22 protein-coding genes are annotated in these 23,838 nt (G+C 72.4%); 11 read left to right on the top strand and 11 right to left on the bottom strand.

Annotated features, from left to right (window positions below; genetic code table 11):
* Positions 1-89 precede the first annotated feature (89 nt).
* The gene (locus tag AB0E98_RS26175; protein WP_361706976.1) at positions 90-698 is read right to left on the bottom strand and encodes a carbonic anhydrase; all 609 of its coding nucleotides are present in this window, start codon (positions 696-698) and stop codon (positions 90-92) included.
* A 124-nt stretch (positions 699-822) separates the two neighbouring features.
* On the opposite strand from AB0E98_RS26175, the gene cynR reads away from it, so the two are divergent.
* A complete protein-coding gene (gene cynR / locus AB0E98_RS26170; RefSeq protein WP_361706973.1) occupies positions 823-1,725 on the top strand; it encodes a transcriptional regulator CynR in 903 nt (300 codons plus the stop codon).
* Between the two features lie 122 nt (positions 1,726-1,847).
* Complete coding sequence (locus AB0E98_RS26165) at positions 1,848-2,981, top strand: PP2C family protein-serine/threonine phosphatase (RefSeq protein ID WP_361706971.1); 1,134 nt, start codon at positions 1,848-1,850, stop codon at positions 2,979-2,981.
* Positions 2,982-3,010: 29 nt separating this feature from the next.
* Here the strand turns inward: AB0E98_RS26165 and AB0E98_RS26160 are convergent, their stop codons facing one another.
* Positions 3,011-3,499 carry a glutathione peroxidase gene (locus tag AB0E98_RS26160; protein ID WP_361706968.1) on the bottom strand — a complete coding sequence of 163 codons (489 nt, stop codon included), beginning with the start codon at positions 3,497-3,499 and terminating at the stop codon, positions 3,011-3,013.
* Positions 3,500-3,556: 57 nt separating this feature from the next.
* Positions 3,557-4,423: an SAM-dependent methyltransferase gene (locus AB0E98_RS26155; RefSeq protein ID WP_361707300.1), complete on the bottom strand. Its 867-nt coding sequence runs from the start codon at positions 4,421-4,423 to the stop codon at positions 3,557-3,559.
* A 290-nt stretch (positions 4,424-4,713) separates the two neighbouring features.
* Between AB0E98_RS26155 and AB0E98_RS26150 the strand changes: the two genes are divergently transcribed.
* Positions 4,714-6,348, top strand: a complete 1,635-nt coding sequence (locus AB0E98_RS26150; RefSeq protein WP_361706966.1) for a CocE/NonD family hydrolase — start codon at positions 4,714-4,716, stop codon at positions 6,346-6,348.
* A gap of 27 nt (positions 6,349-6,375) precedes the next feature.
* Here the strand turns inward: AB0E98_RS26150 and pip are convergent, their stop codons facing one another.
* The 3 genes from pip to AB0E98_RS26135 all read right to left on the bottom strand — a co-directional run bounded on the left by pip (position 6,376) and on the right by AB0E98_RS26135 (position 8,519).
* Entirely contained in the window at positions 6,376-7,347 is a 972-nt protein-coding gene (gene pip, locus AB0E98_RS26145; RefSeq protein WP_361706963.1) for a prolyl aminopeptidase, read from the bottom strand.
* 24 nt (positions 7,348-7,371) lie between these two features.
* Entirely contained in the window at positions 7,372-8,112 is a 741-nt protein-coding gene (locus AB0E98_RS26140) for a hypothetical protein (RefSeq protein ID WP_361706960.1), read from the bottom strand.
* A 134-nt stretch (positions 8,113-8,246) separates the two neighbouring features.
* Positions 8,247-8,519: a hypothetical protein gene (locus AB0E98_RS26135; protein WP_361706958.1), complete on the bottom strand. Its 273-nt coding sequence runs from the start codon at positions 8,517-8,519 to the stop codon at positions 8,247-8,249.
* Between the two features lie 255 nt (positions 8,520-8,774).
* Between AB0E98_RS26135 and AB0E98_RS26130 the strand changes: the two genes are divergently transcribed.
* The 4 genes from AB0E98_RS26130 (at position 8,775) to AB0E98_RS26115 (ending at position 14,150) form a co-directional block, all read left to right on the top strand.
* Positions 8,775-9,959 (top strand): GDSL-type esterase/lipase family protein, encoded by a 1,185-nt coding sequence (locus AB0E98_RS26130; RefSeq protein WP_361706956.1) that lies wholly within the window; start codon positions 8,775-8,777, stop codon positions 9,957-9,959.
* Between the two features lie 67 nt (positions 9,960-10,026).
* Entirely contained in the window at positions 10,027-10,941 is a 915-nt protein-coding gene (locus AB0E98_RS26125; RefSeq protein WP_361706953.1) for an alpha/beta hydrolase, read from the top strand.
* 58 nt (positions 10,942-10,999) lie between these two features.
* Positions 11,000-12,748 (top strand): ABC transporter permease subunit, encoded by a 1,749-nt coding sequence (locus tag AB0E98_RS26120; protein WP_361706951.1) that lies wholly within the window; start codon positions 11,000-11,002, stop codon positions 12,746-12,748.
* Between the two features lie 34 nt (positions 12,749-12,782).
* Positions 12,783-14,150: a nitrate/sulfonate/bicarbonate ABC transporter ATP-binding protein gene (locus tag AB0E98_RS26115; protein WP_361706949.1), complete on the top strand. Its 1,368-nt coding sequence runs from the start codon at positions 12,783-12,785 to the stop codon at positions 14,148-14,150.
* 46 nt (positions 14,151-14,196) lie between these two features.
* On the opposite strand, the gene AB0E98_RS26110 is transcribed toward AB0E98_RS26115, so the two are convergent.
* The 3 genes from AB0E98_RS26110 to AB0E98_RS26100 form a co-directional block, all read right to left on the bottom strand.
* Positions 14,197-14,613, bottom strand: coding sequence for a metalloregulator ArsR/SmtB family transcription factor (locus AB0E98_RS26110; protein ID WP_361706946.1), 417 nt, complete (start codon positions 14,611-14,613; stop codon positions 14,197-14,199).
* A gap of 25 nt (positions 14,614-14,638) precedes the next feature.
* Positions 14,639-14,989 carry a hypothetical protein gene (locus AB0E98_RS26105; RefSeq protein ID WP_361706943.1) on the bottom strand — a complete coding sequence of 117 codons (351 nt, stop codon included), beginning with the start codon at positions 14,987-14,989 and terminating at the stop codon, positions 14,639-14,641.
* Positions 14,990-15,129: 140 nt separating this feature from the next.
* The gene (locus AB0E98_RS26100) at positions 15,130-16,836 is read right to left on the bottom strand and encodes an NRAMP family divalent metal transporter (RefSeq protein WP_361706941.1); all 1,707 of its coding nucleotides are present in this window, start codon (positions 16,834-16,836) and stop codon (positions 15,130-15,132) included.
* 684 nt (positions 16,837-17,520) lie between these two features.
* Between AB0E98_RS26100 and AB0E98_RS26095 the strand changes: the two genes are divergently transcribed.
* A complete protein-coding gene (locus tag AB0E98_RS26095; RefSeq protein ID WP_361706939.1) occupies positions 17,521-19,161 on the top strand; it encodes an ABC-F family ATP-binding cassette domain-containing protein in 1,641 nt (546 codons plus the stop codon).
* A gap of 24 nt (positions 19,162-19,185) precedes the next feature.
* On the opposite strand, the gene AB0E98_RS26090 is transcribed toward AB0E98_RS26095, so the two are convergent.
* The gene (locus AB0E98_RS26090; RefSeq protein WP_361706936.1) at positions 19,186-19,860 is read right to left on the bottom strand and encodes a hypothetical protein; all 675 of its coding nucleotides are present in this window, start codon (positions 19,858-19,860) and stop codon (positions 19,186-19,188) included.
* A 97-nt stretch (positions 19,861-19,957) separates the two neighbouring features.
* Between AB0E98_RS26090 and AB0E98_RS26085 the strand changes: the two genes are divergently transcribed.
* Together AB0E98_RS26085 and AB0E98_RS26080 are read left to right on the top strand one after the other, a co-directional pair.
* Complete coding sequence (locus tag AB0E98_RS26085) at positions 19,958-20,719, top strand: nucleotidyltransferase domain-containing protein (protein WP_361706934.1); 762 nt, start codon at positions 19,958-19,960, stop codon at positions 20,717-20,719.
* Between the two features lie 111 nt (positions 20,720-20,830).
* Complete coding sequence (locus AB0E98_RS26080; protein ID WP_361706932.1) at positions 20,831-21,886, top strand: SMP-30/gluconolactonase/LRE family protein; 1,056 nt, start codon at positions 20,831-20,833, stop codon at positions 21,884-21,886.
* Here the strand turns inward: AB0E98_RS26080 and AB0E98_RS26075 are convergent.
* Positions 21,870-22,661, bottom strand: coding sequence for a VOC family protein (locus AB0E98_RS26075; protein WP_361706929.1), 792 nt, complete (start codon positions 22,659-22,661; stop codon positions 21,870-21,872). The genes AB0E98_RS26080 and AB0E98_RS26075 overlap by 17 nt on opposite strands.
* Positions 22,662-22,925: 264 nt before the next feature.
* On the opposite strand from AB0E98_RS26075, the gene AB0E98_RS26070 reads away from it, so the two are divergent.
* Positions 22,926-23,828, top strand: a complete 903-nt coding sequence (locus AB0E98_RS26070) for an alpha/beta hydrolase (protein ID WP_361706926.1) — start codon at positions 22,926-22,928, stop codon at positions 23,826-23,828.
* Positions 23,829-23,838 lie beyond the last annotated feature (10 nt).

The raw sequence follows: 23,838 nt of genomic DNA, 5'->3' as shown, positions 1-23,838 counted from the left end.
CGGCGGAACGGCGGGATCTTGGGGTGGGTGACGGTCCCCGGCGCGGCGCGATGTGTGCGCTGCGGGTGGGGCCGTGTGCGGGGCCCGGGTCAGGCCGCGAGGGCGCTGCCGGAGCCCGTGGTCTCGAGTGCTTCGACGCGGCCGGTGGCGATGTCGAAGACCCAGCCGTGCAGGGTGACGGCCTTGGCGGCCAGGGCGCGGGCGACCGACGGGTGAGTGGCCAGGTTCGCGAGCTGGGCGCGGACGTTCTCGCGCACCAGCGCGTCCACGTCCGGGGCCGCCGAGGCCGCCGGGGCGGTCGTACGGGCCCGGGAGGCGTCGGCGTGCCGGAGCCAGTCGGCGACCGCCGGGACGGCGCTCAGGTCTTGGCCCTGGGCGAGGGCGGTCATCGCGCCGCACGCGGAGTGCCCGCACACGACGATGTCGGAGACGCCCAGGACGGCGACCGCGTACTCGATGCCGGCCGCGACCCCGTCGGTGCCGGGAGTGTGGGCGGGTACGAGGTTTCCGGCGGTGCGGACGACGAACAGTTCGCCCGGCTCGCAGCCGGTGATCAGCTCGGGTACGACGCGGGCGTCTGAGCAGCCGATGAACAACGTGTGCGGTGTGTGGTGCGCGGCCAGGTGGGCGAACAGCTCCGCCTTGGCCGGGAAGACGTTCCGCTGGAAACGCGCGACGCCTTCGACGAGGTCTGGCATGGGTCACTCCCTTCGGTGTGGCCGACCCCGTGGGGCCGACGGGATCCACCATGCACGACCTGCACCTATAGAGTCCAAGAGTCATTGACCATGACTTCCATTGGCCACATCTATAGTTGTTCCCATGGCCCTGGAACTCCGCCACCTGCGCTATCTGCTCGCCGTCGCCGAGCACGGCAACTTCACCCGTGCCGCCGAGGAGCTGCACATCTCCCAGCCCACCCTCTCCCAGCAGGTCAAACAGCTGGAGCGCACGCTGGGCGTGCAGCTGCTGGACCGCACCGGCCGCACCGTGCGACCCACCGACGCGGGTGAGGCCTATCTGCACCACGCCCGGCGGGCGCTACGCGATCTCGCCGCCGCCGAACGCGCCGTGCACGATGTGCACGACCTCTCCCGGGGCCACCTCCGCCTGGGCGTCACCCCCACCTTCACCGCCTATCTCGTCGGCCCGCTCACCGCCGGACTCCACGCCCGCCATCCCGGTATCACCCTGTCCGTGACGGAGGCGCCCCAGGACCGGATCGAGTCCGCGCTGCTCGCCGACGACATCGATCTGGGCATCGCCTTCACCGGCTCCCATCTGCCCGGTGTCACCGCCGCTCCCCTGTTCACCGAAACCCTCGTCCTCGTCACCGGCGGCGCGCCCGCCGCTCCCCCCGCACCCATGCCGGCCGGGGAACTGAATAACCGTCACCTTGCCCTGCTCAGCAGCGATTTCGCGACCCGGGGCCATATCGACGCCTACTTCACCCACCACCGCGTCCACCCCCGTATCGCCGTGGAGGCCAACTCGATCCAGGCCCTCACCGAGATCGTCCAGCGCACTCCCCTGGCCACCGTCCTCCCGGACGCCATCACCCACGACCACCCGCACCTGGCCCCCGTCCCCCTCGTCCCTCCCCTGCCCACGCGCACCGTCGCCCTGCTCACCCGCGAGGGCACCTACCGCAGCGCGGCGGCGGAGGCCTTCACCCGGCTCACCCACGACCTCGTGCGCAGCCGCGGGTACGCCCCGGCGACGTGACCGCGACGGCACACCCCGGACGCGCCCCCATACGGCCGCCCCACGGCTGGCAGCCATGATCGGACCCGAGGATGCTGGAGCGTGACGTACGGCTCGTACTCGTGGGAGAGCGGAGCGGCCACGTGAAGGCACCGAGCGCGGGGCGCACGGAGGCGCTGCGGTGGTTTCTGCGCCACCCCCAGTCGCTGCCCCTCCTCCTGCTGATCGGTGGTGCCGCACTCGACTACAACACCCCTCCCCGGTTCAGCGCCGAGGCCTTCTACACCGCCGCGCCGATGTCGGCCGCCGCGCTGCTGTCACTGCGCGCGACGATCCTGGCGGGCATCGGCGCCATCGCCGCCGACTTCGCCCTGCTCGCCCATTTCGGCTTCATCGGGGATGCCAGCGGGTGGAGCGAGCTGGCCACGGTGACGACCGTGTCGGCGTTCGCCGTCGTCGTCAACCGCCTGATGCACTACCGGAACGTACGGCTGGAGTCGGCGCGGGAGGTCGCTCTCGCCGTGCAGCGTGCCGTGCTCCCCCACCCGCCGACCTCCATCGGATCGCTGCGGATCGCCGTGCGCTACCAGTCGGCCGTGAAGGAGGCGCAGATCGGTGGCGATCTGTACGGCGTGCAGGACACCCCGTACGGCGTGCGCTGTCTGGTCGGCGACGTGCGGGGCAAGGGCATGGGGGCGGTCAAGGCGGTGGACGTGGCGCTGGGGGTGTTCCGGGAGGCCGCCGAGGAGGAGCCCACGCTCGCCGACATCGCGGCCAGGCTGGAGAGGGGGCTGATCCGGGAGGCGGCGCGACGGGCGGGGCTCGAGCGCGCGGAGGGGTTCGTCACCGGTGTACTCGCGGAGATTCCCCACTCCGGTGACGAACTGCGCCTGTTCAACCGCGGCCACCCGCCGCCGTTGGTGCTGCGCCCCACGGGTGAGGTGCGCGGCGCGGAGCCTTCCGTTCCGGCTCTGCCCCTGTGCCTGTCGGAGCTGGGCCCCGGCGAGGGCGTGACCGATACGGTGCCGTTCCCGCCGGGGTCCTGTCTGCTGCTGTACACGGACGGCCTCACCGAGGCCAAGAACCGTTCAGGGGCCTTCTACGACCCCGTCGCGGCCCTGACCGGGCACGCGTTCTCGGGCCCGGAGGACCTGCTCGACACCCTGCTGGCCGATGTCGGCCATCACACGGGCGGCCGTATCACCGATGACATGGCGCTGCTGGCGATCACCCGGGTGCGGGGCCCTCGGGGCCCCGGGCCCGGGCCCGGGCGGTGACGATCGCGTGGGCGGTGAACAGGGGCGGCTCAGGCGGGCAGGACCGCTTCGATGGCGGTGGTGACCTCGGCCGCGTCCGGCTCGGTCCGGGGCGAGAAACGGGCGGCGACCGTGCCGTCGGGGGCGATGAGGAACTTCTCGAAGTTCCAGCGGATGTCCCCGGTGTGTCCCTCGGCGTCCGCGGTGCCGACGAGCCCGGCGTACAGGGCGTGGCGTCCCTCACCGTTGACGTCGGTCTTCTCCGTCATGGGGAAGGTGACACCGTAGGTGGCGGAGCAGAAGTTGACGATCTCCTCCGGGGTGCCGGGCTCCTGCCCCATGAACTGGTTGCAGGGCACGCCCAGGACGGTGAAACCGCGCGAGGCGTACTGCTGCTGGAGCTTCTCCAGTGCGGCGTACTGCGGGGTCAGGCCGCACCGGGAGGCGACGTTCACCAGCAGGACGGCCTTGCCCTGGTACTGGGCGAGGTCGGCCGGGCCGCCGGTCAGGGCGTCGATCTCCACATCGAAAACAGACATGCCGCTCCTTCGAATCCTTGAAATATGTGCTGGGCAAGCAGGGTAAACGTGTCGGGTCTACGGCCGGTGCGCGAAGACGTAGTGCGCGTCCCGTTCGGCGAGCGAGGGTGACAGCGGGCGCTCGTAGTCCGCGGCGGCCTCGGTGGCCGCCACGCTGCGCGCGCTCCAGCCGAGGCCGGTCAAGTGGTCCGCCGGCGCGGGCCGTTGTTCGGTGTGGATCAGGTCGAGGGCGTTGACGCCCAGGGTGCGGACGCTGTCGTCCGCCGAGGTGTACGTCAGGGCCCCCGACATATTGCCGATGATCTCCACCGCGAGCCGGCTTCCGGGGGCGGAGAGCCGGTGGATCTCCTGGAAGAGCCTTTCCTCGGCCTCCGGGGGGAGGTAGGGCAGCAGGCCCTCGGCGAGCCAGGCGGTGGGCCGCGCGCGGTCGAAGCCCGCCGCTTCCAGCGCCGCCGGCCAGTCCTCCCGGAGGTCCGCTCCCACCGGCCGGTGGACGCCCCCGGCGGTCGCCCCGTGCTCGCGCAGGACCCGCAGTTTGAAGTCCAGGACGAGGGGCTGGTCGATCTCGTGAATGACGGCGCCCTCGGGCCAGGGGAGCCGGAACGCCCGGGCGTCCAGCCCCGAGGCCAGCAACACCGCCTGGGTGACACCGGCTTCGGCGGCCCGCCGGAAATAGTCGTCGAAGGCCCTGGTCCGCACGGCGACGTAGGTGCTCACCTCCGACCAGTACCCCTGGTCGTCGAACGCCGCCGCTTCGGCCTGGGTCGTCGGCATCTCCACCGGCGCCCCCGCCGCCTCGACGAAGCCGAGCGCGTACGGATCCTCGATCAGGGCGTCGGGACGGCTGGTCTCGACGGCCCGGGCGGCCGCCACCGCCAGCGCCGTGACGCCGACTCCCGAGACCACGTCCCACTGCTGGTCCATGCTCACAAACGCCTCCCCGCTCCCATGGTCGCCGCCGCTTTGCGGAGGCACCCTCACCCTACGCCCCTGGCCACGCGTCCGGCCGCCCCGCCGGGCCGGTCCGGCAGCCCTCGCGAAAGCCCTGGCCGGGCCCGGGTGTCCGGGCACGGGCTCCATTCTGGTACAACGTACGAGAAGCATATCCACGGCAATCATTCCGAGGGGGAGCGATGACAACACCCGCGCACACCACCGTTCCGAGGCCTGCCTGGACGCCGCCCACCGGACGGCCTCCGCTGTCCTCACGGATGATGAGGGCGACCTCGCGGCGTCTCCCGGCCGGGCGGTACCGGGCCGGATGGGAGCCGGGCCTGGTGGTCCCGGCCGCCGACGGCAGCCCGTTGCTCACGGACCATTACTTCCCCCGCGCCGAGGGCGACTTCCCCACCGTCCTCGTGCGATCCCCCTATGGCAGGGGCCTGCCGTGGTCGTCCCTGTACGGCGTGCCCCTCGCCGAACAGGGCTTCCACGTCGTGATCCAGAGCTGTCGCGGCACCGGCGGTTCGGGCGGCCGGTTCCACCTGTGGCGCAACGAGGCGGCGGACGGCCTGGCCACGGTGGCGTGGCTACGGGAACGTCCCTGGTTCGACGGAACACTGGGCACGGTCGGCCCCAGCTACCTGGGCTACACCCAGTGGGCCCTCGCCCTGGACCCGCCGCCGGAGCTCAAGGCGATGGTGGTGCAGTCGGGCCTCCACGACCCCCATGCCTATTTCCACGCCCACGGCGCGCTCCACCTGGAGAACGCCCTCATCACCTGCCTCGGCATGACCCACCAGCACCGGGGCCCCGTCCCCTTCGTCAAGGCCGTGCTGCGGCTCCAGCGCCATACGCGCCGCGTCACCACCGCCCAGCCACTGCGCGGCGCGTACATACCCGCCCTCGGGGACGAAGCGTCCTGGCTGGACGACGCGTTGACGCATCCGGACGCCGACGACCCGTACTGGTCGGGCGCGCGCCTGGGCGAGGTCCTGGACCGGCTGAGCGTGCCCACCGGTCTGATCGCGGGGTGGCACGACGTCCTGGCCGACCAGTCCTTCGAGCAGTACGCGCGGCTGCGCCGGGCCGGGTGCGAGACCGCCCTGCTCGTCGGCCCCTGGACGCACAACTCCGCGTTCCGGCAGGGCTGGACCGAGGTGTTCACCGAGACCCTGGCCTGGCTGCGCGCCCACCTGTGCGCCGACCGCTCCGGCCTGCGGCCCGCACCCGTGCGCGTGCACGTCGGCGGCGAGGACGCCTGGCGCGATCTCGACGCCTGGCCGCCGTCCACGGCCGCCGCGTCATGGTTCCCCTCCCCGGGCGGCCGGCTCATCGGCCGGGCCCCCACGGACTCCGCGCCGCTGGCGTCCTTCCGCTACGACCCTGCCGCGCCCACCCCGTCCCTCGGCGGCCCTCTCCTCTCCCCCACCGCCGGCCCCCGCGACAACGGCGCCCTCGAAGCCCGGGACGACGTCCTGACCTTCACCGGTCCACCGCTGACGGAGCCCCTGGACGTCCTCGGCCCGGTCTCCGCACGGCTGACCGTCTCCTCGGACACGGGGCACACCGTCGTCTTCACCCGCCTGTGCGACGTGGACGCGCAAGGCCGTTCCGTGAACGTCTGCGACGGGGTCGCCCGGATACGGACCACCGGGCACACGTCCGCCGAGGTCACCGTGCCGATGAGCGCCACCGCCCACCGCTTCCCCGCCGGGCACCGCCTCCGCTGGCAGATCGGCGCGGGCGCCCACCCCCGCTACGCCCGCGACCCGGGCACCGGCGAGTCGCCGCTCGACGCCTCCGTGTTCGTACCGGTCGTGGTCACGCTGCACACGGACTCGGCGCTGACCCTCCCCCTCATCACCGGGCCCGCGCGCGCCGACGAGGCGGGGCGCCTCGACGCGTAGCCGCGTCCGGCGGCCGCTCCCATAAGGTCAGGCCCGGTCGGTCGCGGCGAACCGGTCGAGGGCCGTGAGCACGTGGTCGCTCGTCGTGGCGCCGCCCAGGTGGCCCGCGTCGTCGACGACGGTCAGCTCCGCGCCGGGCCAGGCCCGGGCGAGTTCCCAGGCCGTGGCGAGGGGGCCGGCCAGGTCGAGCCGGCCGTGGATCAGGACGCCCGGGATTCCGGCCAGTCGGTGCGCGTCGCGCAGCAGCGCGCCCTCCTCCAGCCACGCGCCGTGGGAGAAGTAGTGGGAGCAGATGCGCACCAGCGCGATCCGCGCCCCGGGCGGCCGGTCGCCGTAGGGGCGGGCGGCGGTGCCTCGCGTCTCCCCCGACAGGACCGCGTCCTCCCACGCGCACCAGTCGGCCGTCGCCTTCTCGCGTATCGCGGTGTCGGGGTGCTCCATCAGCCGTGCGTACGCCCCGACGACGTCCCCGTCGCGCGGGGTGCCCGGGGCGCCGGCGAGGAAGCGTTCCCACGCCTCGGGGAAGAACCGGGCGGCGCCCCGGTAGAGCCAGTCGATCTCCGAGCGACGGGTGGTGGTGACACTGGAGATGACGATCTCCGAGACCCGCTCGGGGTACCGCTGGGCGTAGGCCAGGATGAGCGTCGACCCCCATGAGCCGCCGTACAGCAGCCAGCGGTCGATGCCGAGGTGCCGGCGGAGCCGTTCCATGTCGGCGATGAGATGCTCGGTGGTGTTGTGCCGCATGTCGGTCGCGGGGTCGGCGGCGTGCGGGGTGCTGCGGCCGCATCCTCGCTGGTCGAACAGCACGACGCGGTACCGGTCCGGATCGAAGTACCGGCGTGCCCCCGGGCCGCATCCGGAGCCCGGGCCGCCGTGCACGACGAGCGCGGGCCGGCCTTCCGGGTCGCCACAGGCCTCCCAGTACACGAGGTTGCCGTCACCCACGTCGAGCATGCCCTTGTCGTGCGGCTCGATCGGCGGATACAGCTCCCTCATGGCGGGACTCCCTCATGTCCGGCGTCAAAACGGTGTCACGTTACGGCATCCCCGGCACACCGCGGGGCCCATGAGGGACGCGGAGGCGCGGCGGGGGCGGCGAGCCGGGCGGCGGTCGGCCGCGTACGGGCACGTTCCGCCCGTGGGCGGGGGGCCTTCGGTGGAGTCGCGGCCGTATCCGGAGAGGCCCGGGCCGAGTCCTTCCCCGGGAAGGTAGCGGCCGGGGAGGTGCAGGGGCTCGTTCGCGGCGTCCGGGGAGCCGGGCGGGCGGTGGACGACGCTGCGGCGTTGCTGACGCTGATTCATCCGGCGGTCGATGCTGTCGGCGGGCCAGTCGCGGCCGGCCTTGTCGGCGGAGATGTTGCGGGCCGCCGCGATGTCGGCGACCTTGACGCCCCGGTCGCGGGCCTGCTGGACGATGGCGGCGTCCAGGTCCTGGAGGTCCTTGCAGGCCTCCGCGCTGCCCTTGAGGAGGGCGAGGGCCTGGGAGCGCGGGGAGTCGGCTCCGGTGAGTCCGGTGCGGTCGGCGTGGGCGAGGTCGCGCAGCCGGTCGATCCGCTGCCAGAGTTCGTCGAGGATCTGCTGGACGTACCGGTCGTGGCGCTCGGCGTCGGGGGAGACTCGGCGTGCGGGGCTGATGCGGTAATACGCCCTTCGGCAGGCGTCGCTGCAATATATCCGGGGCCTGCCGTGCCGGGTGGAGGGTACGGGGTCGGAGCACGCCGGGTTGCGGCAGATCGCCGTACTGTCCGCGCCGTTGGTCATCTGGGGGGTAGCCCTTTCGGGGTGCTGTCCTGTGGAGTTCTGTCACGGGCGGCGCCGATGGCGGTGCGCGGTGCCGCCCGGACCGTGCGTCCCCTCCCGCCGGCCCGGGCGGCTGATGGTGTCTCACATATTGCTCATACCGCACTCAGCCGCCGGTACCGGAGGAAGGAGCGGCCCGCGTACGGCAGCGCCGTGAGCACGGCCGCCGCAGCGGCGGGCAGGGCGTCGGGCGAGAAGATGAGCACGTGTCCGGTCACCACCAACGCCACGAACGCGCTTGCCTGGAGGTCCACCGTCAGGTCACGGACTTCCCGGACTCCGGCGACGCCGGAGCGCGGGGTGTTACCGTCGGTCGAGTGCCGCGCCGCGCCGTGAACGGCTCGTCGCGGCATGTGGTCAGGAGGCATGACGCCCTCCGGGATCGAAGCGAACAAGAAAAGAGGCTCCGGCACTGCTTGACGGCCATCAGGGCTCCCTCGTTTCCACGGACGCTACCGGGCCATCACTTCGATACGCCAACATTACGAACCGTAATGGGCAGCGTTGCCCGAACGAGCGAAAAATTCTCAAATCCGGGCACGGTCAAGGTCGGTTTCGATCTCCGACCCACCACTTCATGCCAGTAGCGGCCATCCCACCCCCTCCCCCATCAGGGAGTCCCCGTGACCGACTGGATCTCCACTCCCCTCGACTCCCGCGTCCTGCGCGGCGCGCTCGACCTGGAGCACACCGCGGCCGGTGTACGGCCGCACCGGCTGCCCGCCTGGGCGCGAAAGCAGTTCCCCGATCCGTTCCTGTCGCTGGTCGAGGCCCAGCCCTCCGGAGTGCGGCTGGTCTTCCGGACCGCCGCCACGGCCGTCGAGCTGGACGTCCTGCCCACCAGGACCGTCTTCCAGGGCACTCCGCCCCTCCCGGCCGGCGTGTACGACCTGCTCGTCGACGGCCGGCCCGGCGGGCGGGCCACCGTCCCGGGCGGCAACCTCCTCAGCGTCGACACGACCACCTGGGCCATGACGCTCCGGCCCGGACCGGCCGGCACCGTACGGTTCGCCGGACTGCCCGCCTACGACAAGGACATCGAGATCTGGTTGCCACAGGCGGAGATGACCGAGCTGATCGCCCTGCGCACCGACGCCCCGGTCGAGGCCGCGCCGGACCGCGGCCGCAGGGTGTGGCTGCACCACGGCAGCTCGATCAGCCACGGCCCCAACGCCGAGAGCCCCACGGCGACCTGGCCGGCGCTGGCCGCCTCCGCCGGCGACGCGGAACTCGTCAACCTCGGTCTGAGCGGCAACGCCCTGCTCGACCCGTTCACCGCGCGGACCATGCGTGACACCCCCGCCGACCTGATCAGCCTCAAGGTCGGCATCAATCCGGTCAACTCCGACGCGATGCGCCTGCGCGCCTTCGGCCCGGCGGTCCACGGTTTCCTCGACACCGTCCGCGAAGGGCACCCCTGCACACCACTGCTGGTCGTCTCCCCCGTCCTCTGCCCCATCCAGGAGGACACCCCGGGGCCCGTCGTGCCGGAATCCGACGACGGAAAGGTGGTGTTCCGGGCCCTCGGCGACCCCGAGGACCGCGCCTCCGGGCGGCTGACCCTCGCCGTCGTCCGCGCCGAGCTCGCGCGGATCACCGCGCGACGGGCGGCCGACGACCCGAATCTCCACTACCTCGACGGCCGCGCCCTCTACGGCGAGGCGGACTTCGCCGAGCTCCCGCTCCCCGACCGGCTCCACCCGGACTCCGCGGGCCACCGCCGCATCGGCGAACGCTTCGCCGAGCTGGTCTTCGGCGCCGACGGACCGTTCGCTCTTGGACGCACCCGAGCCACCCACCGAAGGTGAACTTAGGTTAGCCTAAGCTCTCTTTCGGTCGAACGGCTCGCCGGATCCGCTTGTGAGGACGGACAGCATGCAGCGACAGCACAGCCAGGGCACACCCGGTACCGCGCGCACCCGCGACGGCCGCGAACTCTTCTACATGGAGCACACGGGCCCCGCCGGCACCGGCCCGGTGACGGTGGTGTTCGAAGGCGGACTGGCGGCGACCCGCTCGTACTGGGCACTCGTCCAGCGGGACGTGGCCCGCTCGGCGCGCACCGTGGTCTACGACCGGAGCGGCCTCGGCCGCAGCGCCCCCGACCCGTCGGGAGCGCGCGACCTGCGGCGGCTCACCGACGATCTGGGCGATCTCCTCGACCACCTCGGCCCGGGACCCTTCGTGCTCGTCGGGCACAGCTGGGGCGGGCCGGTCGTCCGCCTCGCCGCCGCGGACCGGCCCGAGCGGATCGCCGGGCTGCTGCTCGTCGACCCCACCGACGAGGCGTGCGAGCTGCTCCTCGACCAGTCCATCCGCAGGCTGGAGAAGACCCGTCTGCGGGTGGCCCTGCTACTGGCGCGCCTCAAGGTGTTCGGGCTCCTCTTCCGCAAGGTCACCGCCGCCCTGCCGCCGGACGCCGCGGCCGACATGCGCGCGGAGGCCTTCGGCGTCGCGGCGGTGCGCGCCATGGGCGCCGAACAGGCGGCAATCGAGGCCGACTTGCGGTACCTGCTGGAGCACCCGCCGGCCCTCGGCGACATCCCGCTGACGGTCATCTCCGCCACGCGGCGCACCCCCGGTATGAGCGCGAGGGCCCGGGCGTCCGTCAACGCCTCCCACGCCCACCGGGCCCGGCAGTCGCCGCGCGGGCGGCACGTCCTCGCCCGGCGGGCCGACCACATGGTCCCGACGGCCGAGCCCGAGGTGATCGCCGCCGAGGTGCGGAGCCTGCTCGCGGCCCCGGAAACGACCGCCGGAACTGCCCCCGAGGCCGCCCCGGAGCACTGATCCCGCCACGGCTGTCCTATCGTCGGACCGCAAGCTGCCGTGTTCCGGGGGTTCTCCCATGACGTTTCCGTCGCGCTCCACCGTGTCGCGGGCGTCGTCGCCCGCCCGCGCGGCGGGCCGGCCGTGGAGGCCGTCCTGGGTGGACGTCGCGGTCGCGGCGGCGGTGCTGGTGGGGATGTACCTCCTGCTGCGCGTCGGCGAGAAGGCCACCGTCTCCTTCGACCCGGCCCACGTGGTGAAGGTGGACACCTCCCCGGCGGAGCTGCCCTATTACGCGGCGCGGAGCCTGCTGCGGATGTTCGCCGCGCTGGCGGTCTCGGTGGCCTTCGCCCTGGGCTACGCGTACGCGGCGGCGCACAGCCGGCGGCTGGAGCGGGTGCTGATCCCGGCGCTGGACATCCTCCAGTCCGTGCCGGTGCTGGGCTTCCTGACCGTGGCGGTGGCCGGTTTCGTCTCGCTCTTCCCCGGTTCCACGCCCGCTCTGGAGTGTGCGTCGATCTTCGCGATCTTCACATCGCAGGCGTGGAACATGGCCTTCGGCTTCTACCACTCGCTCATCACCCTCCCCCGTGAGCTCGACGAGGTGTCCCGGTCGTTCCGGTTCACCCGCTGGATGCGGTTCTGGAAGGTGGAGCTGCCCGCCGGGGCGATCGGGCTGGTGTGGAACGGGATGATGAGCTTCGGCGGCGGCTGGTTCTTCCTCGTGGCGTCCGAGGCCATCAGCGTCTCCGGCCACAAGCAGGCCCTGCCGGGGGTGGGGTCGTTCGCGGGCACGGCCATCGCCGACGGCGACCTGGGCAAGGTCGGCTGGGCGGTGGTCACCATGGCCGTCATGGTCGTCGGGGTGAACTTCTTCTTCTGGCGGCCGCTGACCGCGTGGACGGAGCGGTTCAAGAACGAGCAGTCCGAGGCGGCCGATGTCCAGCGGTCGCTGGTGCTGGACTTCGTACGCCGCTCGTCCTGGCCGGCCCTGCTGGGGCGGCTGCTCCGGCCGGTGGCCGAACTGCTGGGGCGGGCCGGGCGGATCCTCGGCGTCGACGACCGGCCGCTGACGGCCGGCCGCCGGCGCGGCGGCGATCTGCTCTTCGCCGTGGTGGCGGGTGGGCTGATCGCCTGGGGGCTGGCCGATCTTCTCTGGTATCTCCGGGACCGCACCGGCCTGGGCGTCTTCGGGGAGCCGTTCCTGCTCGGCCTGGCGACGCTGGCGCGCGTCGTGGTGCTGGTGGCGGTGGCGACGCTCGTCTGGGTGCCCATCGGCGTACGGATCGGCTTCTCGCCGCGGCTGGCCCGGATCGCCCAGCCGGTGGTGCAGGTCCTGGCGAGCTTCCCCGCCAACTTCCTCTTTCCGCTGGCGACCTGGTTCTTCCTCAGGACGGGGCTGCCGCTGAACGTCGGCGGCATGCTGCTGATGGCGCTGGGCGCCCAGTGGTACATCCTGTTCAACACCATCGCCGGGGCGTCCGCCATCCCCACCGATCTGCGCGAGGCCATGGACGACCTGGGCGTCCACGGCCGGCAGCGGTGGAGACGCCTGATCATCCCGGGCATCCTCCCCTCCTTCGTCACCGGTGGGATCACCGCCTCCGGCGGCGCCTGGAACGCCTCGATCGTCTCCGAGACCGTCACCTTCGGCGGCACCACACTGAGCGCCACCGGCCTGGGCGCCTATATCTCCCGGGCCACGTCGGATGGCGACTACCCGCATCTGATCGCGGGCATCGCGGTGATGGCCGTGTACGTCGTCGGCCTCAACCGGCTGCTGTGGCGCAGGCTCTACCGCCTCGCCGAGACCCGCTACTCGCTCTGACCCCGACGAATCCCCTTTGGAAAGGAGCCTCGCCATGGCATCCGACGCCAGACCCGCCGACGGCGAGGTGCTGCTCGCCGCCCGGGGGCTGACCAAGTCCTACGCCGGGGCCGACGGCGAGCTGCCCGTCCTGGCCGGCATCGACCTGGAGGTACGGGCCGGGGAGATCGTCGCCCTGCTCGGGCGGTCCGGCTCCGGGAAGTCCACCCTGCTGCGCTGTCTGGCGGGCCTGATACCCGCCAGCTCCGGCACCGTCACCTATCGCGGCAGGGCCCTGGACGGCGCCAACCCCGGCACCGCCATGGTCTTCCAGACCTTCGCGCTGCTGCCCTGGCTCACCGTCCAGCAGAACGTCGAACTCGGCCTGGAAGCCCGTGGGATGCCCGCCCGCGCCCGGGCGACCGCCGCGCTCCAGGCCATCGACCTCATCGGGCTCGACGGCTTCGAGTCGGCCTACCCCAAGGAGCTGTCGGGCGGCATGCGGCAGCGCGTCGGCTTCGCCCGCGCCCTGGTCGTCGAGCCGGACGTCCTGATGATGGACGAGCCGTTCTCCGCCCTGGACGTGCTCACCGCCGAGAACCTGCGCGGCGAGCTGATGGAGCTGTGGGCCTCGGGCCAGTTCCCCACCCGCGCCGTCGTGCTGGTCACCCACAACATCGAGGAGGCCGTGCTGATGGCCGACCGCGTCGTGGTGCTCGGTTCCCGCCCCGGCTCCCTCAAGGCCGCCTTCGACGTGCCCATGGACCACCCCCGGGACCGGGGCGCGCCCGGGTTCGAGGCCCTCGTCGACGGCGTCTACCGCGTCATGACGGGGCGTGAGAAGGCCACCGCCCCCGCCCTGCTGGGGCGGGCCGGGCACGAGGCGGGCGGACCCGCGAAACGCACCGTCGCCACCACCCCGCTGCCGAGGGCCGGCGTCGACGGGCTCTCCGGTCTCGCCGGGATCCTGGCCCGGCACGGCGACCGCTGCGACCTCGCCGACCTGGCCGAGGACCTCGGCCTGGAGATAGACGACCTGCTGCCCCTGGTCGACGCCCTGGACCTGCTCGGCTTCGCCGTCGTCCGCGACGGCGACCTGATGCTCACCCCCGCAGGCCGGGGCTTCGCGGAGGCGGACGTCCAGGAGGCCAAGAGGATCTTCGCCCGGGCCGTCCTGGAGACCGCGCCGCTGGTCCGGCTGATCCTGACGAGTCTTCAGCGCGGCGACGGCAGGCTGCGCGCCGGTTTCTTCCGCGACCTGCTCGCCCACCACTACACCAGCGAACAGGTCGTCCAGCAGCTCGAGACGGCCACCGACTGGGGCCGTTACGCCGAGCTGTACTCCTATGACGCCGGTCCCGAGCAGTACGCGCTCGACGAAGGCGCCGCCGGACTCGGCGACCCCGCGCCACCGGCCGGCTGAACGCGGTCGCCCGGGAGCGCGGCCGGGCCGGTGCCCGGACCCGTGCTCAGCCGCCCGTCGCCCGCGGCCGCAGGCGGCGTACCGCGCGCTTCGCCAGGGCGGTCTCGCGCGCGGGGGCGGTCTCCGCGGGGGCCGGAACCTCTTCGGCTCCGGCCGCCGGTCCGGCCCGGGCGACCAGCATCGCGCCCTCCAGCAGGGTCCGTACATGGTCACCGGCGACGCGGTAGAAGATGCGCGTGCCCTCACGGCGCGATACGACCAGGCCCGCGGCCCTCAGCCGGGCCAGGTGCTGCGAGACCGCGGCCACATGGGCACCCGCCATCTCGGCCAGCTGCCCCACGGAGTGCTCCCGTTGGGCCAGCGCCCACAGCACATGGAAACGCGTCGGGTCGGCCACGGCCTTCAGCACGGAGACCGCCTGCTCGAACGCCGGGCCGACGTCGGGTGAACCATGCGCGTCCATGCGAGGAGTCTAGAGGCCCTCGTGTTCACCGGCGAGGGGGAAGATCACCGCTTTCGCCCGGGGTGTCGAGGCGCCAGTGGAGGTCGCGCACGCCGGGTTCCCGCGACAGTTGCTCCACCAGGCGTTCCAGGGCGACGAGCGCCGGGGCGCCCTCCGCGAAGGTCAGCCGGACGGTCACGACGACGTCGGCGGTGTCGTCCGGGTCGACGATGTGGAGGCTGCTCAGCCGGGCGCCGGGGCCGGAGAGTCCGAGGACGCACAGGGCGCGGACCTTGTTCTCCACGCGCCGGTCGCACCGGGCGTGGAGGGTGCCGGTGGTCGTCGCCGGTCGCGGCGGCAGGGGGCGACGGGAGGGGGAACGGGGCAGCAGTCTCATGACGCACCTTTCGGGCCGATCGCGGTGAACGGGGGCGCCGGACGGCCTCGTTGGCTCGGGGCCGTCCGGGGCGAAGGAGCGGGACCGGGGTCTCCGGGGCGGCGGACGGGCCACGCCGCCCCGGAGACATACGCGGGGCCTCAGTGGCCGAGGGCGAGCTGCGCGATGCGGACGATCACCAGGATCATCGCGGCGAGCAGATAGACGCGCAGGGCGGTGAGGCCGACCTTGCGGCCGGTGGAGACGATGGGCCTGGGCAGTTCGTCCAGCGGCGGCATCCGCCAGTTCTCCTTGCCCGCGCGGTCGACGGGCCCGGCCAGGGCCCAGCCCTTGCGGCGGCGGCGCGTCTCGGCGTAGCCGAGGGCGAGGATGCCGGCGACGCCGCAGATGCCCATGATGTCGAGGATCGCCTCCGAGGTGATGTCGGGGAAGACGACGGCGGCGGTCAGGATGACGGACAGGGTGACGAGGACGGCGACGACGACGGACGTGAAGATGTTGGTCGCGCGCCCGTTGACCCAGGGGCCCAGGACGGACTTGTCGTTGCAGAGCAGGAGCAGGAAGACCGAGGCGGAGGGGAGCAGGACACCGGCGAGGGTCTGGACCCCCTCGGTGAGCAGGCCCAGCGGTGAGCCGGGGATGACCACGACGACGGCGGCGGTGAGGATCAGGCCGGCGAAGACCGCGTAGAACCCCTTGGCACCCCGGATGCCGCGGTGCAGCGAGTGCTTGAGCCCCATGACGTCGCCGATGGCATAGGCCGTCGACAGGGAGACGGCGCTGGCACCGATGATCGAGGCGTCGAGCAGCGCGACCGCGAACAGCACGCCCGCCGTCCTGCCCGCGTACTTCTCCAGTCCGTCGGCGACACCGGCGGCGTCGGTGAAGCCCCCGGATTCGGCGTGACCGGCGAACGCGGCGGCACAGAAGCCCATCATGGCGGCGGCGCCGATGACGACGATGCCGATGCCGAGCCACAGGTCGGCCTTCTCGTAGCGCATGAAGCGGGGGGTGATGCGCTTGTCGATGACGTACGACTGCTGGAAGAACAGCTGCCAGGGGGCGACGGTGGTGCCAACGATCGCGATGATCAGCAGCATGACGTCGGAGAGCCGGCCGTGGTGCGGCATGCCCGGCACGACGAAGTCGTGTGCCATCTGTCCGGCCGGCGGGTGGACGATGAAGTAGATGGGGATCAGCAGCAGCGAGCCCGCGCACAGGAGGATCGCGGTGCGCTCGAACCGGCGGAACGAGCCGGTCGACGCGGCGGCGACGACGATCACGGCGGCCAGCAGGACGCTCGGCACCTTCGGCAGCCCGAGGTAGCCGACGGCCAGGGTGATGCCGATGAACTCGGTGACGATCGTCAGCGCGTTGAGGAGGAAGAGGTCGATGACGGAGAACGCGCCCCAGAACCTGCCGAACCTCTCCAGGATCAGCCGCGCGTGCCCGACGCCGGTCACCGCGCCCAGGCGCAGCACCATTTCCTGGTTGACGTAGAGGACGGGTATGAGCAGGAGCAGCGTCCACAGCAGGCTGGTGCCGTAGTTCTGCCCGGCCTGGCTGTAGGTGCCGAAGGCGCCGGCGTCGTTGTCGCCGACCATCACGATCAGGCCCGGCCCGATGATCGCGAGGAGTGTCTTCAGCTTGGCGGACAGACCCCGGCGGGATGCCGTGTCGTCGCTTTTGATGGTGCCGAGGGCGCCGCGGATGTCGCCTATGTGGGCGTCGTCGAGCACGGCGGTGCGCGGTGCGGGGACGGTCGGTGTGGTGATGCCCACGGTGGTGGTGCCCGTGGTGGTGGCAGTGGTGGCGGTGCCTGCGGTGGCGGTGGTCAGATCGGTCATGACAGCCTCCCGGTCCCCCGTCCGGGGGAGATTTGGGGCACGCGGCAGCGATCCTCCCTGCGAGCGGGCAGCACGAGGGCCCGAGGCGGCGGATCGCCGCACGGGTACCGACTGCGAGGCTGTGGCGCGTGGCGCGCGCAGGGAAGGTGGTTACCGCGTACCGGAGGTCAACGAGGACATACGGATGCGGGGCCTACTGTGACCCGGACTGTGGCTACTGCCGTCCATGTCTCTCGCCTCCTCCCGGCCGGGGCGCACGCGGGCGCCGTGACGAACGCGGCAAGGGCGTCTTTCGACGTCGAACCATCGCGAACGTGGAGCAGCATAGCGCGTTACTTGCATGCTTACGCAAGTAATTGACTCAAGCTTGACGCCCCCACGGTGGCGAGCCGCCTCCTCCGTAATTCCGTTGCCGCCTCCACCGGTTCCCCGTACGTTGCTCCTGTTCCTTGTTGCCGCCGATCGGAGTAGGACGTTGCTCGTCTGAGGTCCGGAGACACCGCGCCACGCAGCCGCGCCGCCACAGTGCCGCCGCTGCCCGCGTTCCGTGTGCGACCTCGACGCTTGAGCCGTCCCCCCGCCGGTCCCGGGTTCCTCGACCGTTCCCCCGCCGGCCCTGGTCGCCTCCTGGTGTCCCCACGCGTCGCCCCTCACCACCTTTTCCAGCGACCGCCGGAGGCCCGCATGACCGTTTCGTCTTCCTTCATCACCTGCACTTCGCTTTCCTACGCCTGGCCGGACGGCACCGCCGTCTTCGACGGCCTCCAGGTCTCCTTCGGCCCGGGCAGGTCCGGGGTCGTCGGCCTCAACGGCTCGGGCAAGTCGACGCTGCTGAGGCTGATCGCCGGGGAACTCACCCCGGTCGAGGGCGCCGTGCGCGTCACCGGTGACATCGGGTACCTGCCGCAGAACGTCACGCTCGGCACCGCGCTCCGCGTCGACGAGGCCCTCGGCATAGCCGCCACGCGCGCGGCGCTCCACGCCATCGAGGCGGGCGACGCGCGCGAGGAGCACTTCACCACGGTAGGCGACGACTGGGACGTCGAGGAACGCGCTCTCGCGGCGCTCGACGGACTGGGCCTGGGCCGCATCGGCCTGGACCGCACCCTCGGCGAGCTCTCCGGCGGGGAGTCGGTGCTGCTGCGCCTGGCGGCACTGCTGCTGGGGCGCCCCGACGTCCTCCTCCTCGACGAGCCCACCAACAACCTCGACCTGTACGCGCGCCGACGGCTGTACGCCGCCGTCGACGCGTGGCCGGTCGTCATGGTCGTGGTCAGCCACGACCGTGAACTCCTCGACCGCGTCGACCAGATCGCCGATCTACGGGGAGGCGAGGTCACCTGGTACGGGGGCAACTTCTCGGCGTACCAGGAGGCGCTGGCCGCCGAGCAGGAGGCGGCCGAGCGGATGGTCCGGGTGGCCGGGGCCGATCTGCGCAAGCAGCGGCGCGAACTGGCCGACGCCCAGGTCAAGCTGGCCCGCCGCAAGCGGTACGGGCAGAAGATGTGGGACTCCAAACGCGAACCCAAGGTCGTCATGGGAGAGCGCAAACGGCAGGCCCAGGTCGCCGCGGGCAAGCACCGCATCCTCCACGAGGAGAGGCTCGCCCAGGCGAGGGAACGGCTCGACGAGGCGGTGGAGGCCGTGCGCGACGACGACGAGATCCGCGTCGACCTCCCGCACACCGCGGTGCCGCCGGGCCGGTCCGTCCTGACCCTGCGCGACCTCGTCCTCGCGTACGGGGCCCGGGTGGAGGGCGAGTTCGAGCTGCGCGGCCCCGAGCGGATCGCGCTCGTCGGCCGCAACGGCGCGGGCAAGACGACGCTCCTGCGCACCCTCGCGGGAGAGCTGGAAGCGCTCTCGGGCGAGGCCGCGGCCCATGTGCCGCTGCGGTTCCTGCCGCAGCGCCTCGACGTGCTCGACGAGGAGGCCACCATCGCCGAGAACGTGGCGCGGTTCGCCCCGGAAGCCGGCGACAACAGGATCCGGGCCCGCCTGGCCCGCTTCCTGTTCAAGGGCGACCGGGCCGGACAGCGGGTCGCGACCCTCTCGGGCGGCGAGCGCTTCCGGGCCACCCTGGCGGCCCTGATGCTCGCCGAGCCCGCCCCCCAGCTGCTGCTCCTCGACGAGCCGACCAACAACCTGGACATGGCGAGCGTCCGCCAACTGGCCACAGCCCTGGAGTCGTACGAGGGAGCGCTGATCGTGGCCGGCCACGACATCCCGTTCCTCGAGTCCATCGGCGTGACACGCTGGCTGCGCCTGGACGGCGAGCTCCGGGAGACGACGGCGGAGGAGGTCCGGGATGAGACGGCCGGCGCCTGAGCGACCGCCGGCGCGTACCGGCGTTCAGGACAGGGCCGCCCGAACGGGAGCGTCCTCTCCGGTCAGTCCCGCGAGGGCCAGGGCCCGCCGCATGGCGGGCAGGTCCCACTCCCCCGGGTCGCCGGCGGCCACCAGCTCCTCCAGCGACCGCGGCGCGAGGCGGTACTCCTCGGCGGCCCGGAGGAGCGTCTCGGCGTCGGCGTCCGGCACCGGGCCGCGGTCGCAGTCGTCGGCCAGCAGGTCCAGCACCTCGCGCCGGTCCGTGAAACGGCTCATGCCGCAGTCGAGCCCGTCGTCGCCGAGGCCGTCGGGGTACGGCGCGCGGGCCCAGGAACCGTTCTCGTACCAGTACACGCAGCCGAGCTCGTACCCCCGGAGCCGGTCGCGCAGCTCCCCGTACGGGAGCCAGTCCGGGGCCCCGGCCAGCATGTCGACGGCCGGTTCGTGCCACTTCACTTCGCTCGACTCGTCCTCGCCGAAGAGCACGAACCGCCCCTCGCCCATCCGCGCGAACGTCCACCACGTGCAGCCGCAGTCGTCGAGGTGCAACCCCTCGTCGTCGATCCAGTGCCCGGTGCGGTGGACGCCCCGCCCCTCCTGCTCCGTCGACGCCTCGAGGACGGCGACCAGCGCCCACCTCGCCCACAGCAGTTCCGCCGACGGCAGGTCACCGGGCCGTCCCGGCCGTTCAATCGTCATTCCGTACCTCCGCCGAGAGCATAGGACCACCCTCCGACAAGGCCCGGAACCGGCCCCTCCGCCACTTCGCACGATCACTTCACACGATCGGAACCCCATGACCGACGACACGTTCCTCGACCTCGCCGCCGACCGGCTCGCCGCCCTGCCCTCCGTACGAGCCGTCACGCTCGGCGGCTCGCGCGCCCAGGGCACCGGAACCCCGGACAGCGACTGGGACCTGGCCCTGTACTACCGGGGCGCCTTCGACCCGGACGACCTGCGTGCCCTCGCCCGCGCCGGCGGGTGGGACGGCGAGGTGTCCGGCGTCGGCGACTGGGGCGGCGGTGTCTTCAACGGAGGGGCCTGGCTCACCGTCGAGGGCCGGCGCGTCGACGTCCACTACCGCGATCTCGACGTGGTGGAACACGAACTCGACGAGTCACGACAGGGCCGTTTCCACTGGGAGCCGCTGATGTTCCACCTCGCGGGCATCCCCAGCTACCTCGTGGTCGCCGAACTCGCCCTCAATCGCGTGCTGCGCGGTGCCCTGCCCCGGCCCGCGTACCCGGAGGCGCTGCGCGAGGCCGCACCACGGGTGTGGCGCGGCCGGGCGGCCCTGACGCTCCAGTACGCCAAGGCCGCGTACATCCCGCGCGGGCAGGTCACGGAGACCGCGGGCGCGGTGGCCACCGCCGCCATGGAAACGGCGCACGCGGTACTGGCGGCGCGCGGCGAGTGGGTCACCAACGAGAAGCGGCTCCTCCAGCGGGCGGGGCTGCGAGGCGTCGACGCGATCGCCGGCGGGCTGCGGCCGGATCCCGAGACCTTGGCGTCGGCGCTGGCCGAGGCGGAGACGCTGTTCGACAAGGCGGTCTGACGGGTCGTCCGTGGCCGGATGCGGATGCCCGGTCCCGTCGGCGGTGGCTCGTCCGCGCCGCTCTGGGTAGCGTCCCGGCTCACCTGTACGGAAAGGACGGAAAGGTTCGCCATGCACGAGGGACAAGCCCAGGGAACGACCCGGGGAACGACCCGGGGAAAGCCCGCTCTGCGGCCCGTCGTCTGGCGGCCTCCGCGCCGCCCCGCGCGGGCCCGGGCCGCGTACAGCCGTATTCCGCTGCCGCCCGTCCACCGTGTTCCGCTCGACGGTACGGGGCCGGAGGACGTACGGGTCGACGCCGAGGGGCGGATCCTGACGGGTGTCGCGGACGGGCGGATCCTGCGTCTGGACCCGGCCGGGCACCGTGCGAGCGCGATCGCCGACACGGGCGGGCGGCCGCTGGGCCTGTGCCCGCTGCCGGACGGCCGGCTGCTGGTGTGCGACGCCGAGCGCGGGCTGCTACGGGTGGATCCCGCCTCCGGCCGCGTCGAGACGCTCCTGCGGGAGGCGGCGGGCCGTCCTCTCCGTGTGTGCAGCAACGCGGTCGTGGCGCCGGACGGCGCCGTGTACGTCACCGACGCCAGCGGCCGCTTCCCGCTGCGTCATTGGATGGGTGATCTGCTGGAGCACTCCGGTACCGGCCGGCTCATCCGGTACGAGCCGGGCGCGGACACGGCGGAAGTGGTGTTCGACGGGCTCCAGTTCGCCAACGGTGTGGCTCTCGCGCCCGACGGCTCGTTCCTCGTGGTCGCCGAGACCGGTGCGTACCGGCTGACGCGGCTGTGGCTCACCGGTCCCGGGGCGGGCCGGCGCGATGTCTTCGCCGACGGCCTGCCCGGTTTTCCGGACAACCTTTCCACCGGTCCCGGCGGGCTGATCTGGGTGGCCATGGCCGCTCCGCGGCAGCCGGCGCTCGATCTGCTGCACCGTACCCACCCCGCGCTGCGCCGGGCGGCATGGGCGCTGCCGGACGCGCTCCGGCCGGGCCCGGCGGCCACCGCCTGGGTGATCGCCCTGGACTCCTCCGGCCGCCTGGTGCACGACCTCCAACGCCCCGGCAGGGACTTCCGCATGGTGACCAGTGTGTGCGAGCACGACGGCCGTCTGTATCTGGGCAGTCTGACGGAGCGGGCGGTGGGCGTCGTACCGCTCAGTCGTGGCCGCTGACCACGCAGAACAGGCCGCCCTCCGGGTCGCGCAGCGTGGCCGTACGGCCGAAGTGGGTCGGGCTGGGCTCGCCGATGGCCTGCCCGCCCAGTTTTTCCGCCGTCTCCACCGCGGCGGCGACGTCGGCGACGGAGAAGAACACATGCCACCGGGGCCGCAGCCGGGGATCGACCGTCCCCTCCACGGCTCCGCCGTACAACGTCGCCACCGTCCGGTCGTCGATGTCGAGGATGACGCGGTCCTCCTCCCACCGGACGGTGTAGGGCGGGGAGGGCCTGCGGTCCCAGTCGAAGACGCCTCCGTAGAACATCGCCGCCTCGAACGCGTCCCGGGTGCGCAGCTCCACCCATACGGCGTTTCCTCCCACGCCGGACGGCCGGAGCCGCCCGGGCTCGGCCTGGCACTCCAGCACGCCGAAGGAGGCCCCGGCCGGATCGGCCGCGAGCGCGAGGCGTCCTTCGTCGGCCGACAGCGGCCCGACGGCGACGGTGCCGCCGCGTTCCTGTACGCGACTGGCGGCGGCGTCGGCGCTCTCCGTGCCGAAGTAGGTGGTCCAGGTGACGGGGAGCTCCCATTCGTGGGCGGTCGCGTTGATGCCGGCGACCACCGTCTCCCCCGCCAGCGCGTGGGCGTAGGAGCCCCGCCGACCGGGCACGGCCTGGAACCGCCAGCCCAGCAGCGGCCCGTAGAAGTCCTTCGCCCCGTCCAGGTCCCGCGTGGCCAGGCCCACCCATGAGGGAACGCCCGGCAGACACGCGTATCTCGTGCCGGTCATGCCCGTCCGGCCCCGGCCTTCGCCCTGCCCATGATCGCCACCTCCTGGGGGCGCCCTTGTCCCTCCAGCTCACTCCCCGTCCGCGGCATCCGCAACCGGGGCCCGTATCCCGGAAGAGCGTCGACGGAAATCCCCTCCCCGAATTCTGCCTATAACTTTCCTTCACTATTGTCCATTTTGTAAAAATTCCACCCGTTCATATTTTCAGTTGCCTTAAATGCAGGTATGTTCATGTCTCCACTCGACCGAGGAGACGTTGCGGCTGTGAGTGAAGAGAAAGCTCTGAATGTCGGCCCGTCAGCCATCGAAGTGGCCTACGAGCGCTTCGGCGACCCCAAGGCACCGCTCGTACTGCTGGTGATGGGCGGCGGGGCACAAATGATCCACTGGCCGGAGGGGTTCTGCGCCGAACTCGTCGACCGTGATGTGCAAGTGGTCCGGTTCGACAACCGGGACTCCGGCCGGTCGTCGCATTTCCATGACGCGCCACCGCCGGACGTCCAGGCCGCGATGGCCGGGGATTACTCGTCGGCCTCCTACACCCTGTCGGATATGGCGGCCGACGCCGTCGGGCTGCTCGACGTCCTCGGTTTCGGCAGCGCCCATGTCGTCGGCGCCTCCCTGGGCGGCATGATCGCCCAGATGATCGCCGTCGAGCACCCGGACCGGATCCGTTCGCTGACCTCGATGATGTCCACCACCGGCGACCGGGCCGTGGGCCAGCCCGACTTCGCGGTCCTGGGCGGGCTGGGGGCGCCGCCGGAGGACCGTCACTCCTTCATCGGCTGGCAGGTCCGGGCCATGAGGACGATCGGCTCCCCCGGGTACAAACCCGACGACGCCGGGGTGGCCGAACGGGCCGGTCGCGCCTACGACCGGGGCCACGACCGCGTCGGCATGCTGCGCCAGGCCATCGCCGTCCTGGCCTCCGGGGACCGCACCGAGCGTCTGCGGTCGCTCCGGCTCCCCACCCTGGTGATCCACGGCGCGGAGGACGTCATGTGTGACGTCAGCGGCGGGCGGGCCACCGCCGCGGCCGTCCCCGGCGCCACGCTCGAGATCTTCGACGGTCTGGGCCACAACTTCCCCCGCGAACTGTGGCCGGTAATCGCCACTCTGATCGCCGAGCTCGTCCACCGCGTCGAGGCGGCCCCGCCCGGCGACTGACCCGTCGGCC

The sequence above is a fragment of the Streptomyces sp. NPDC037389 genome (assembly GCF_040636475.1).
Taxonomy (GTDB): domain Bacteria; phylum Actinomycetota; class Actinomycetes; order Streptomycetales; family Streptomycetaceae; genus Streptomyces; species Streptomyces hesseae.
The sequence above is the reverse complement of the archived record's forward strand: the minus strand, read 5'-3'. Positions and strand labels throughout refer to the sequence as shown.